The organism is Motilimonas cestriensis, assembly GCF_021295315.1.
Taxonomy (GTDB): Bacteria; Pseudomonadota; Gammaproteobacteria; order Enterobacterales; family CBDFNC01; genus Motilimonas; species Motilimonas cestriensis.
The window spans coordinates 1-12,512 of the sequence record NZ_JAIMJA010000022.1 but is presented as its reverse complement, the minus strand read 5'-3'; the positions used below and the strand labels follow the sequence as shown (position 1 = coordinate 12,512).

At 45.0% G+C, this 12,512-nt stretch carries 13 protein-coding genes; 4 read left to right on the top strand and 9 right to left on the bottom strand.

Going from position 1 to position 12,512, the window contains the following annotated elements:
- Positions 1 to 189 precede the first annotated feature (189 nt).
- The gene (locus K6Y31_RS17705; protein ID WP_233054255.1) at positions 190 to 1,092 is read right to left on the bottom strand and encodes a LysR family transcriptional regulator; all 903 of its coding nucleotides are present in this window, start codon (positions 1,090 to 1,092) and stop codon (positions 190 to 192) included.
- A 155-nt stretch (positions 1,093 to 1,247) separates the two neighbouring features.
- Between K6Y31_RS17705 and K6Y31_RS17700 the strand changes: the two genes are divergently transcribed.
- Together K6Y31_RS17700 and K6Y31_RS17695 are read left to right on the top strand one after the other, a co-directional pair.
- Positions 1,248 to 1,793 (top strand): carboxymuconolactone decarboxylase family protein, encoded by a 546-nt coding sequence (locus tag K6Y31_RS17700; RefSeq protein WP_233054254.1) that lies wholly within the window; start codon positions 1,248 to 1,250, stop codon positions 1,791 to 1,793.
- 78 nt (positions 1,794 to 1,871) lie between these two features.
- Positions 1,872 to 3,482 (top strand): 2Fe-2S iron-sulfur cluster-binding protein, encoded by a 1,611-nt coding sequence (locus tag K6Y31_RS17695; RefSeq protein WP_233054253.1) that lies wholly within the window; start codon positions 1,872 to 1,874, stop codon positions 3,480 to 3,482.
- 352 nt (positions 3,483 to 3,834) lie between these two features.
- Here the strand turns inward: K6Y31_RS17695 and K6Y31_RS17690 are convergent, their stop codons facing one another.
- Positions 3,835 to 4,155, bottom strand: a complete 321-nt coding sequence (locus K6Y31_RS17690) for a hypothetical protein (protein ID WP_233054252.1) — start codon at positions 4,153 to 4,155, stop codon at positions 3,835 to 3,837.
- 197 nt (positions 4,156 to 4,352) lie between these two features.
- On the bottom strand, positions 4,353 to 5,315 hold the full coding sequence (locus K6Y31_RS17685) for a GlxA family transcriptional regulator (RefSeq protein ID WP_233054251.1): 963 nt from the start codon (positions 5,313 to 5,315) through the stop codon (positions 4,353 to 4,355).
- 113 nt (positions 5,316 to 5,428) lie between these two features.
- On the opposite strand from K6Y31_RS17685, the gene K6Y31_RS17680 reads away from it, so the two are divergent.
- Positions 5,429 to 5,971 (top strand): cysteine hydrolase family protein, encoded by a 543-nt coding sequence (locus K6Y31_RS17680; protein ID WP_233054250.1) that lies wholly within the window; start codon positions 5,429 to 5,431, stop codon positions 5,969 to 5,971.
- On the opposite strand, the gene K6Y31_RS17675 is transcribed toward K6Y31_RS17680, so the two are convergent.
- From K6Y31_RS17675 to K6Y31_RS17655, 5 genes are all read right to left on the bottom strand, one after another.
- Complete coding sequence (locus K6Y31_RS17675) at positions 5,954 to 7,279, bottom strand: HAMP domain-containing sensor histidine kinase (RefSeq protein ID WP_232804185.1); 1,326 nt, start codon at positions 7,277 to 7,279, stop codon at positions 5,954 to 5,956. The two genes, K6Y31_RS17680 and K6Y31_RS17675, sit on opposite strands and share 18 nt — an antisense overlap.
- A gap of 33 nt (positions 7,280 to 7,312) precedes the next feature.
- Positions 7,313 to 7,984, bottom strand: coding sequence for a response regulator transcription factor (locus K6Y31_RS17670; RefSeq protein WP_233054249.1), 672 nt, complete (start codon positions 7,982 to 7,984; stop codon positions 7,313 to 7,315).
- Positions 7,985 to 8,138: 154 nt separating this feature from the next.
- Positions 8,139 to 9,506 (bottom strand): N-acetylglucosamine-specific PTS transporter subunit IIBC, encoded by a 1,368-nt coding sequence (gene nagE, locus K6Y31_RS17665; protein WP_233054248.1) that lies wholly within the window; start codon positions 9,504 to 9,506, stop codon positions 8,139 to 8,141.
- A gap of 147 nt (positions 9,507 to 9,653) precedes the next feature.
- On the bottom strand, positions 9,654 to 10,136 hold the full coding sequence (locus K6Y31_RS17660) for a DUF6892 domain-containing protein (protein WP_233054247.1): 483 nt from the start codon (positions 10,134 to 10,136) through the stop codon (positions 9,654 to 9,656).
- A 95-nt stretch (positions 10,137 to 10,231) separates the two neighbouring features.
- The gene (locus K6Y31_RS17655) at positions 10,232 to 11,086 is read right to left on the bottom strand and encodes a LysR family transcriptional regulator (RefSeq protein ID WP_233054246.1); all 855 of its coding nucleotides are present in this window, start codon (positions 11,084 to 11,086) and stop codon (positions 10,232 to 10,234) included.
- A gap of 81 nt (positions 11,087 to 11,167) precedes the next feature.
- Here K6Y31_RS17655 and K6Y31_RS17650 point away from each other — a divergent pair, with 81 nt between their 5' ends.
- Positions 11,168 to 12,049, top strand: a complete 882-nt coding sequence (locus K6Y31_RS17650) for an MBL fold metallo-hydrolase (RefSeq protein WP_233054245.1) — start codon at positions 11,168 to 11,170, stop codon at positions 12,047 to 12,049.
- 144 nt (positions 12,050 to 12,193) lie between these two features.
- On the opposite strand, the gene K6Y31_RS22375 is transcribed toward K6Y31_RS17650, so the two are convergent.
- Positions 12,194 to 12,322 (bottom strand): hypothetical protein, encoded by a 129-nt coding sequence (locus tag K6Y31_RS22375; RefSeq protein WP_282560202.1) that lies wholly within the window; start codon positions 12,320 to 12,322, stop codon positions 12,194 to 12,196.
- Between the last annotated feature and the right edge of the window lie 190 nt (positions 12,323 to 12,512).

Genomic DNA, 12,512 nt, shown 5'->3' with positions numbered 1-12,512 from the left:
TAAACTGCCGCTTGTTTTATATCTTTTTAAACAAGTGACAGTTTAACCTATTTATTGCTAATGTGGCTCCGAAAAAAGAACCGATTCATAAGATATAAAAACCGCCTAAGTCGGCTTATATATTGGGAGCTTTTCAATATAGCCATAGAATAGCAACTCACTTTCAACTTAACCCCTGATAAATCATCACTAACCATGCTCCAATTGACTCCGCAAATGCTCACTCATTAACTCAATAAAACAGCGTACCTTGGCTGATGCCATACGCCCTTCACGGTGAATGATGTGCACGGGCATGGCAGGAGGCTCAAATGTCGTCATTAAAGTAACTAATTCCCCTGTTGCTAGCTCATTGGCCACTTGGTAAGACAGCACGCGCGTAATGCCAAAGCCTTGCTTGACAGCATTTATTGCGCCTTGATGGGTGGTGACATTGAGCCTGCTGTTTACCCTTACAAACACCTTCTTATTTTGCTTATCATTAAATTGCCAGTCATGACTCATGCTGCCAGCATTGACGTGAATTAACTGGTGCTGATCGAGTTCACCCGGTGCATTGGGTTTGCCTTGCTCAGCTAAATAACTGGGCGAGGCCACCAGCAAACTGCGCACCGAGCCTACTTGTTTCGCGTGCATGTTAGAGTCCGGTAAATGGCCAATGCGAATGCCTAAATCAAAGCCCTCTTCGAGCAAATTCACTACCCGGTCTAAAAACACGGCATGCACTTGGGTGTGTGGATATTCACTTAAAAAAGCCACAATGCCAGGCATCACGTATTGCTGACCAAACAACACAGGCGCTGTCACACTTAAGCGCCCTTTTGGCTCACTGTTTAACCCTATCGCCGCTTCATTGGCACGATCGACTTGTTCAAGAATACGCCGCGCATCCTCTAAATATCGCGCGCCCGCTTCAGTGGTGCGCACATTACGCGTGGTGCGTATCAACAGCTTAACGCCAAGGGATTGCTCTAACGCTGCCACCGCACGGGTGACCGCTGGGGGTGACATATTCAACAGCCTTGCCCCTGCGGCAAAGCCTTGGCAGTCAGCCACAGCGACATACACCCGCATTAAATGTAATTGATCCATCTGGCTGCTCGATTATTTCATTTAGTGGAACAATGAATTGTCTTTTACGGTGATTCTTTAATCAAGTGAAAAAATGCAAACTAGCTTCATTGGTTGAGCAGCACTCATCAATACTTAAACATTTTCTTCATACTTTTTGAAACAGGACGATTAACATGAGCCGTATTAACTTAGTAACAGATGCACAAGCAAACGAAGAGCAACAAGCACTATTCACTGCCATTCAAGGCCAATTGGGTATGGTGCCAAACTTTTTAAAAGTGTTCGCGAACTCACCTGCCGCCCTACGCGCATTTTTAGGCTTACATGGCATTGCTGGCGAAGGTAGCCTAGACCCACTTACCCGAGAGCGTATTGCGCTAGGCCTTGCTGAACAAAATGCCTGTGAATACTGCGTATCTGCGCACACTGCTATTGGCCGTAAAGTCGGTTTATCAGCTGAAGAAATTGCCGCTAACCGCGAGGGTAGCAGTCAAGATGAAAAAGCGGCTGTTGCGGTTAAATTTGCCCGCGCTTTAGCTGAGCATAACGGTGAAGTCAGCACTAGCGAGCTATTAGCGGTGCGTAACGCAGGTTACAATGACGCTGAAATAGTTGAGATTATTACTCATGTTGGCATGAACGTGTTAACCAACATTTTGGGTAAAGCCAGCCGTGTTGAGATAGATTTTCCTAAAGTGTCACTTAACTCAGCCGCTTAATTTACACCCGCTAAAGCGTCTGGAAGGGTTGGCTTCCTGCGCTTTAGTATTTGCCGCCACTGACATTAGGATATCAACATGGCCCATAAATATGTGCAAATCGCTTTCACCGAAACGGTGCGTGCGGTGCAAACCGAACTGAACAGCCGTCAAGGTTATGCCGGGATGGACCAAGGTGAAGATTACAATTATCTGCTAAGCCAAAACGAAGCGGATTTTATTGCCGAACGTGATAGTTTTTATATGGCCAGTGTCAGTGAAACATTATGGCCATATTTACAGCATCGCGGTGGTCCAAAAGGCTTTATGCGGGTTCTCGACCAATCAACTCTTGGCTTTGCCGACTTTAGTGGTAATCGGCAATACGTCAGCACCGGTAACTTTCGCAATAACGATCGTGTAGCGCTGTTTTTTATGGATTACCCCAACCGCCGCCGACTCAAGATGATGGGCCGCATTGAGCTGGTTGCAGACAACAACTGGGAGTTATTGGCCAAATTAGAAGTCACCCACTATCGTGCCCGCGTTGAGCGCGGTTTTTTAATTCACATTGAAGGCTTTGACTGGAATTGTCCGCAGCACATTACGCCGCGCTACACCGAGCTGGAATATGAGTCAGTACTGGCACCATTGCTAGAAGAAAATCAGCGACTAAAACAGCAAGTTTTACAATCATCAACCCACGCTAGCCCTAACGGTGAACTCAGCAGCGACCAAGGCAACGTCACCGGCACTGGCGAGCTTCCGCTTGTGATCACAGGTATTCGCCAGCTCACGCCGCGGGTGCGCGCTTATGAGTTTCGCCACCGAGATGATGAGCCACTGCCGAGCATTAACGCTGGCGCCCATTTGCAACTACTGGTCACTCTTAAAAATGGTGCGCTATTACTGCGTCATTACTCTATTTGCTCTAATCCGAAACGCCGTGACATTTATGAAATTGCGGTATTAAACGAGCCCGATGGCCAAGGCGGCTCACGCACTATTCACAACGTGCTACATTTAGGCCAACAGCTCAACTGCGCTGCGCCAGAAAATTACTTTCCACTGCATAGTGACGCACGCCCAACAGTACTGATTGCTGGCGGCATCGGCATTACGCCAATCAAAGCCATGGCGCAAACTTTACAATCACGCGGTACTCAGTTTCATTTACACTACGCTGGGCGCAGCCTGACTGAAATGCCATTTCAAGAGCGCTTAGCCCGACAATGGCCTGAGCAACTCAGTCGCTATCCATCGGATCAAGGCAAACGCCTAAATATCAAAGAGGTGTTACAAGGCGCGATCAAAGACGCAATATTTTATGTGTGTGGCCCCAATCGCTTGATTGATGAAGTGGCGGCCACTGCAAAAGCATTAGGCATTAGCGACGAGCAAGTTAAATTTGAGCGATTTACTGCGCCATCGACAAATCAAACAACGCCCTACACGTTAACGCTCAGCAAAAGCCAGCAGCAAATTCAAGTAAACCCAGAGCAGAGTATGTTAGATGCCATTTTGTCAGCCGGAATTGAACATCCCCATAGCTGTAAAACCGGGCAATGCAAAAGCTGTGTAGTGAAAGTGATATCAGGGCAAGTGACCCATCAAGATGATTGCTTAACGCCCGCAGAGCGAGCGCAGCAAAACCTGATGTGCCCATGTGTCTCGCACAGCAAAAGTGAGACCTTAGTTCTTGATTTGTAAACGTTGCCAGTTAAAAGCGCCTACAACCAACAAGGCGCTTAAAGTGCATTAGATAAAATGAAATACCACTGCAGCGAAAATGCCTACAACAGCGGCCAGCCAAAAGTACTTATCGGTTAACATAAAATTATTCCTAAAAAAATCACGGCGATTAAGGGTGCTTATCTGTTATACAGCCTAGCTAGAAATATCCAACTCATGCAATGAGCGGCTCCCGAAGGGCGAGTTGTGTTGGTTGTCATGCTTTAATTGCTGATTTTCAACGTAGGATGACTATATTTTAAATCAGCGCCTTGCCTAACGGGAAACAAACTCTCGCTGAACAAGCATCTTGAAGTTGCTTGGGTATAGACTAAGCCACTTGTGATAAGTAAAATAAAATTGGATTCACAAAATAATTGACCAGCGCCGTTATCACAAGCACCAATCCACTTTTAATAGGATATGCAATGAAGACTTTTTGCTTGTTATAGGCCATCAATATAGGTACAAAAAACATTCCGATAAATATTCCCCAAATAATCCCGACTTCAGTCGCTTCTGCACTGGTTGCAATATAAGGCGCTAAACGAGCACGATAAAACGGGCCCAATAAACCGGCTACCGAAGTTGATACAGACACGAACAACGTTAATAAAATGATGAACAATTTGTTTAAATAATGCTTTTGCATTGGCTTTCCTTTAATTTACAGCGCAGCAGCACACAGGGTGAACGCATGAGTGATTGATTATTATACGAATCGCCGTGAAATCATCCCTGATGGCTTAGTTGCTACATCCATGCCGCAAATATTCGTCTAATAAGTAATCACAAATTTTTTGATATACATTCATGATCTTGCCCTGCAGCAGCACATCTTTGATTTCATTACCGGTTATCCGATTTATTGCTAAAACGTTGGCGAAACTCGCTGGGGCTTAACCCCATCACGCGAATAAATATTTTTCGACAAGCGCCAGCATCTTCATAACCTACTTGCTGGGCAATCCATTCAAATGACTGCGTTGAGCTTTCCAGCCACTCACAGGTTTTTTGTATTCTTACGCGCTGAATATACTCAGTCGGATTCAACGTGGTGGCTTTGTTAAATCGGCGGATCAAGGTACGCTGGGTTAAGGCTGCTAAATCAGCTAACAGAGTTAACGAAAGGGGTTGACCTATGTGTTTTTGGATATGGCGCTGTAGCAACACAATTAGCTCATCACCGTGGTCGAGCCTTGGCGTAAACTGGGCATAATAGCGCTGCTCTCTGCTTCCCGTATCTACCACCAATAACTTGCCAAGCTGGCGCACCACACTCAATTGGGTTTGTGTTGCCACTATTTCAAACGCGAGGTCTAACCACGCCATCATGCCACCTGCTGAAATGATATCACCATGATTAATAATTATTTTTTCGGCTTGAACTGGCGTGTGTGGGTGGTAATGAGCAAACAAATCAGCTAAGCCCCAGTGCGTGGTAATCGGTCGATGATCGGTGATCCCAGCACAGGCTAACATAAATGCCCCGGCACAAGCACAAGCCATAATGCTGCCTTGTTGATATTGCCGCTGTAACCACAATAAAGTATCCGCAGCTGGCGCTAAATAATACTGGCTGTCGATGCTAGGCGGGATGATCACAACTTGATACTGTTCTATTTCACTATCAGCTTGTAAAACAGCGGCTAGCGCAGATTCTTTAATAGGAGTCGATGTAAACTCAATAGCCATTCCCTGCTCACGTAACACTCTATTAGCGAGGGTAAAAACTTCCGTTAAACCAAACACCGCCGATGTTAGGCAACCTTGATAATCTAGCACCGCTACCGAAATGGGTTTTACATTCATAATGGCTGTACCCAAGCTGTCAGTTTTGACCCTGATTATGTCATTTATGCCACTCAATAACGAATACTATGCAAGGCATACTTGTTAAACATTAAACAATTCAGAGGTCAGTTATGTTGAAACAAGCCCTTATCGTGATAGATATACAAAACGATTATTTCCCCAATGGTAAATACCCATTGGCCAATACCGAGCAAACCTTAAGCAATATTATCGCCGCGATCAAGCTGGCTAAACAAAACAACGCAGCCGTCATCTTTGTGCAGCACCTTGCTGATGCAGAGCAAGCGCCTTTTTTTAATAAAGGCAGCGAAGGTGCCGCTATCCACCCCAAGCTAATGGCCGCTTCGCCAACTAGCCCTGTGGTGATTAAAACCCATGCTGACAGCTTTGATCAAACTGAGTTAGCGCATCAACTAACCGCATTAGGTGTCGAGCAAATCTTACTGTGCGGCATGATGACGCAAAATTGCATTACCCATACCGCACTATCGAAAGCGGCAGAAAAATATCAGCCAATCGTTTTATCCGATTGCTGCGCCAGTGTTGACGAAATGGTTCACCAGATAGCACTTAAAGCTATTGCCAGGCGTGTTACCTTGATGACTGCAGAACAAGCATTGTCGACACGGCCCTGCTCAATCGGCACGGCTTAATAGCAAACGCGCGCGCAGGCCGGGTTGGTTGTCTGATAGCACAATCCGGCCACCGTGTAATTGCGCTACTGTGTTGACAAATGCTAACCCTAGGCCAAACCCTGAACTGCTGCGGCTGGGATCTAAACGCACCAGTTGATCGAGCACACGCGTTTTGTCTTTATCATCAATGCCTGGGCCATTATCAGCCACCAGCACACCAAAACAGTCTGAGGCAATTTCAATTTGGCCGCCACTAGGTGTGTACTTAATGGCGTTGTCGATCAAATTACACAAAGCACGAAACAACAAATTGCGATTGCCCGACACTAAACATGCTACATCGCAACGGTAGCTCAGCAACTGACTTTTCTCTTTCGCGCAAGGCTCCATAAAATCCAACACATCTAAAATAATCGGTTTAAGATCAATCGGTTCTAGCGCAATGTTAGCTCGGCTCTGGCTTAGGTTATATAACTCCATCATGCCGCTAAAGGTATCTAATAACTGATTAAAATCTTGTTGCACAAAGCTCAACTCATCAGCCACTTGAGGGGCTAAATTCACTTGCTCTAATAAAGTATCAATACGCAACTTTAATCGCGCCATTGGTGTTCGCAAGTCATGGGCAATGTCGACGGTGAGTGAGCGCAACCTTGATTCATTTTGTTCCATTTGCGCTAACATGGTGTTTAAGTGAATGGCTAATAAATCAAATTCATCGGTGGCAGCACTCACCTTTAATCGTACGCCGCGCTCACCGCACATCACCTGATTCATACTCTGATTCACTTTGTTTAAGCGGGTTAAAATATTGAGCGCAAACCAAACTGCCGCAGCAAACACGCCCATAAAAGGAACAAAGGTAGCCCACAAAAATCTAACATTTAAATTGTTTTGAAACTGTTGATAAACACTGTCGTTGATCCCTATAACCAGCGGGGTGCCGTCTTTTAACAACACCTTGGTCGCACGCATTCCTTGGCTCTGGCCTGTCGACTTTACATTAGCAATGGCAGGGTAATCTGGAATCGGCGTTGCAACATAATGGGGTGAAGCTTGATAGAGTTGATAATAATACAAACTGCTTTGTTTACGGGTATCGATACTTTTTATAATGGAATCGGTGTCAGCAACCGCTGCTAACTGACTGAATAATTGGCTTTCTTGTCGCAATAAATCATCCAAACTTTGCTGATAGGTTTGCAATGAATTTTGATACAGCTGTTGCATCAGCAAACTCATCACTAAAAATAAACCGCCGCCAAACCAAAGCAGCAATTTCAAAATACTAGAGCGGTACAACACATCACTGCTGATGGAGGCCATTAGACGCTCCAATACACTGGAAATCTGTCAACATTAGCGAATAACATATCCCGCCCCGCGTACCGTTTCGATCATATCATTTGCCCCCGCGGCTTCGAGTTTTTTACGTAAATTGGCGATGTGTACATCTATCACATTGGTTTTGGGGTCAAAGTGATAATCCCATACCGCTTCAAATAAACGCATTCGCGACACCACCTCACCAGCATGGTCCATTAAATAGTGCAGCAAAATAAATTCTTTGTTTTGCAGCTTTAATGACTCTCCATCTACGTCTACTTTATGGCTGCGCAGGTTGAGCCGCAACGGCCCAATGATAAGTTCATGTTGCTGTGGTGAGTTTGCTTTATGGCGACGCAATATACTGTTCACTCTGGCTAACAATTCAGCCAAGGCGAAGGGTTTTGTTAAGTAGTCATCACTGCCTGCACTGAGCCCAGCCACCTTATCTTCAATGCTGTCCATGGCACTGAGAATAATTACAGGCGTGGTAATAGTGGCTGCGCGCAATGCCGCTAATATTTGCATACCGTTAAGCTCTGGCAACATGCGGTCAAGAATAATCAGCTGATATTCACAGCTAGTCGCCATCATTAACCCCTCGCGCCCCTGCCCCGTGTCATCCACCACAAACCCTTCTTGGCGCAAAGCGGTAGTGACAAAATTGCGGGTGGTTACATCATCTTCAATAACGAGTATTTTCATTTTTAACAACCTGCAGCTAAACCTTTGCTTAATATATCATTTTAAACAAAAAAAGGTGGCCAATTTTGGCCACCAAAGGAAAGGAGCAACGCTTGGTTACCGCTACTCTCACCGCTCATCCCCCTCAACTAAAACGAAGGCAATGAGCCATGATTTAGCCATTAATGGCGTTCATTTCTCCGGCAATAATTTCTGCCATTGGGCCAAGGATCACTTGTAAGTTTTTCTCGCCAACATGCACCACAGCCTTAGCGCCCAAGGCCTTTAACTGCGTTTCGTCCACTATCGCTTTATCCGCTACGCTTAAACGCAAGCGGGTAATACAAGCATCTATTTGCGTTAAATTGCTTTTGCCGCCTAACGCTTTGATATAGTTATGCGCCAATTCAGAGCTATCCACTTCTTTATCAGCCACCGCCATCGGCTCTTCTTCACGGCCCGGGGTTTGAATGTTAAAAATGCGGATTGCTAGCATGAACAAGCTGTAATAAGCCAACGAGAAAGCCAAACCTAACGGCACTAACATCCAAGCATTTTTCGCCGCAGGCGCATTGAAAAACAATACGTAATCAATCAATCCCGCCGAGAAGCCAAAAGACATATGAATATCTAATGCAGCCGCAACGGCCAACGACACGCCCGTTAAAATGGCATGAATAAAGTACAACACCGGCGCTAAGAACATAAAGGTATATTCAATGGGCTCAGTGATGCCGGTTAAAAACGCGGTAAAGGCAATACTTAACAACATGCCACCGACCGCTGGGCGATTCTCTTTGCGCGCACTGTGGTAAATAGCCAAACACGATGCTGGCAACGCAAACATTAAGATAGGATAAAAGCCCGATAGCATTAAACCCGCATCAGGGTCGCCTGCAGCAAAACGCAGCATTTCACCGGTTACGCCGTTGTATTCTCCCATCACGGTCCAAACGATGCTATTCAGGATATGGTGCAAGCCAATAGGGATCAGCAAGCGGTTGATAAAGCCGTAGCCAAACTTACCGCCAACTTCGCTACCAAGCATCCAATAACTAAACGCATCGATACCCGCGCTGACTGGCGGCCAAATATAGCTCATCAGCACCGCAAGCAGCAGTGCGCATAACCCGGTAATAATAGGCACAAAGCGCTTGCCGCCAAAAAATCCTAAGAATTCCGGTAAGCGAATATTATGGTATTTATTGTATAACTCGCCCGCGAGGATCCCTATCATCACCCCGCCAAACACCCCTAAGTTCAATGAGGGGTCTAGCACTTTTAGTGCCTCGGTCAAAATAAAATAGCCCACCATGCCAGCAATCGCGGCAGCTGCGTCATTGTTTTTACTTAAGCCAGCCGCAATTGCAGCGGCAAATAATATCGCCATCTGCGAGAAAATGGCATTGCCTGCGGCCTCAACAAATGGCATGGCAAAAACATCTGGCTGACCTAATCTAAGTAGCAAACCTGCTACCGGTAACGTAGCAATCGGCAGCATTAATGCTTTGCCAAGCCGTTGTAAATAACCCAATATATTCATCAATTCACTCCTTTATGCTAATTCGAGCTTTAGCATAAAAAAGTCTGAATTAAGTCATCCCTTGGCAAAGGTTAACTCTACTTAATGTTGGCTGTTAAATATACTTAATGTGATTTGAGTCGCTTAAATCATGACCTTAAAGCTTGTTTAAGAAACCTTAACTCCTTTGGCACGCAATGCCGCTATGATCTTTGGCTGCAGTCCAGAATGTTCACTAATCCGTTTCAAATTAGGCAAAACCAATAGCGGAGTTTGATCATGAACATTATCAAACGCCACAAATTCAATGGTCTCAAGTTGCGTCAGCAATTCCAGCCCCAATAAACTTTCAGGGCTAAAATCGTCACCCTCCCCATCCCAAGCAGGCATCATATTAAAATGAACTTCACAGCATTCAGCCGACAAACTGCGCACCTTAGAATATAAATCATCAGCAATCGTCACTTGATCGTATTGCTGCGCAATCTCTGGGATCAAGTCGTAGTAATCATATCTTGAATTGTCTTGGTGATATTCTCGATGATATTGCTTAAGCGCGATAGCGTTTAACTGCGGTTGCATGGCCGACTTAGCAGACAAGGCTTCAATGACTAAATATTTTAGCTTTTTGTCTAGTTTAATTGTTGACATGTTAATTCCTTCTTTTTTTCATCGTCGTCAATATCATGGAATAAACCCGAAAGCGCTGGCAAAGGGTTGAGTACGAGAAAATCATCGTCTGGTTATTAGCCAGCCTTGGTCATCTTTTCTTGCAGGAACGCCACCATTGCTCTTGCCGACGGTGATAGAAGTGGCATAGCTTCATAAACCAAATATATCTCCAGATTGCTAGGCTCACAGAGACCTGCAATTGTTTGTAAGTCACCTTGGTCTAGGTGGTGAGATATCATGGGTGCTGGTAAATATGCAGCATGATAACTTGCTAAGCAAAGCCTTAATGTCGTCAGTAAATCATTTGAACTGATTTGTGATTGCCGCGGTTTAGCGTTGCCAATAGGCTTATAACAACCAAGAGGATCCATTATTGGATCATCTACAGCCCTAGATTGCCGACTATCTGGCGTTGCGACTAAATACATGGGTACAGATTGCCAAAGACGACAAACAAGCTTATCCGAGGTGACCTTTCTTCCCCTAATAGCAATATCAATATTATCAAAGGCCAAATCACTCACACTATCGGAAGCAATAATTTCAATACTAACCCTGGGGTTATCGGAGGAAAACTCTTGTATCCAACTAGACATTATATTATTGGGCATAAGAGCCGGTACAGATAGGCGAATAGCTCCGGTAAGCGCCTTTTTCTGCTGAATGTCATCAATGGCGCCATGAAGTATTACCAGCGATGCTTTGGCTGCCTTATACAAAATTTCCCCCTCATGCGACAGCTCTATCTTGCGAGTCGTCCGCTTAAACAGCCGCACACCTACTGCGACCTCCAGTTGCGACACCCTCTGGCTAACCGTTGCTCGAGGCAGATTTAAATGGCGAGCAGAAGCCGAAAAACTATTAAGCTCAGCGGCTAAACAAAATGTTCGAAGCGTTTCTAGATGAGTCATATTGTCAATAAATTCCAAACAACTAGTTACTTTTGAACACTCTAGTTTAACAATTGAGATTTGTTAGTCTAGCCCTTGTTCCACCAACAGGAGTTAGAAATGAAGAAAACAGTTAAATTGGCACTTGCCAGTACATTACTAATGGGCGCTATATCAGCCAACGCCGACACATTAAATATCCAGTGGCTAGGTGCTTCTACGCTCATATTTGAATTCGGCGACATTCAAATTATTACCGATCCTGCTTTAGGTGTCGGCGAAAAAGCCTATCGCATGGCCGACCCTAACGAAAATTTTGATCCTAGTCTTGGACCAATGGTTAAGGACCATAGAAGAGTGCAATCATTACCAGCCATAACACCGAAAGAATGGGACTTCGTTATATTAAGTCACAGCCACGAGGATCATTTTGATCAAGTCGCACGCCGTGACCTAGATAAAGAACTGCCAATTATTGCACCAAGTGCAGACAAAGAATTACTGACAGAGCTAGGGTTTAGCAAGCAAACATTGCTCGATTGGGGCGATACATGGCAAGTGAGTGAAAGCGGCTTTAAAGTTACCATAACAACCCTGCCTGCATTCCACAGTGAAAACCCAGAAATATTACCATTGCTCGGTGCTGGCAACGGCTATTGGCTTGAGTTTGTAAAAGGCGACTATCGAAAAACTGTTTACTGGAGCGGGGATTCTTTTATTACCGATTCAGTTCTAGAGGCCTTAACACCCTTAGGGAAAATTGATTTGTTTATTCCTCATATTGGTGGTGTAGGTGTTACCGGGCCTCTAGGGAAGATTGCCATGGATGCCAACGATACCATGCAGGCAATTGAGCAGCTGCAACCTGAGCGAACCCTGCCCATCCATCATTCAACTTACGACCTGTTTCTTGAACCCGTCTCAGTACTCATGGATAAAGCTGTAGCAGCTGATGTGTACGTTGATGTAACTGCGCCAGGCGCTTGGCTGATGATTCGCTAACGTCTTACCGCAATAAGCACGCGAGGCTGGTTGTTTCTATCCAATCTTATGCCAGCTTCGCGTCTGCACGTTGCGAGTAAACACTCAATAGCAACAACTGAGATTGTTAGGGGCCTGAGTAACAACTTTTTGTTGGAACACCTTTTAGAGCTGAGCCAACAAATCATTTTCACGAGCAAACTCCGCAAGCTTTTCCTCTACCGCAGAGTGTAGGTTTTCCTCTTTTTCGTAAAGTTCAGCTAAAACATCTTCCTGCTCTTCAGACCAATCCAAGCAATCCTCAAATTCATCTTCGCTAGTTGGAATGCCATTAGGGAATGCGACTTTAATTGCTTCGCTCTGAGGAATCCCCTGATGATTTCATTAAAAATCATAAATTTAAGTAGAATGGCATCTTTCCGTATGATCTAATGAATTCGCCAAAACACAAAAAACCAAACAGAAAGATGCGCGAACTTAAGAT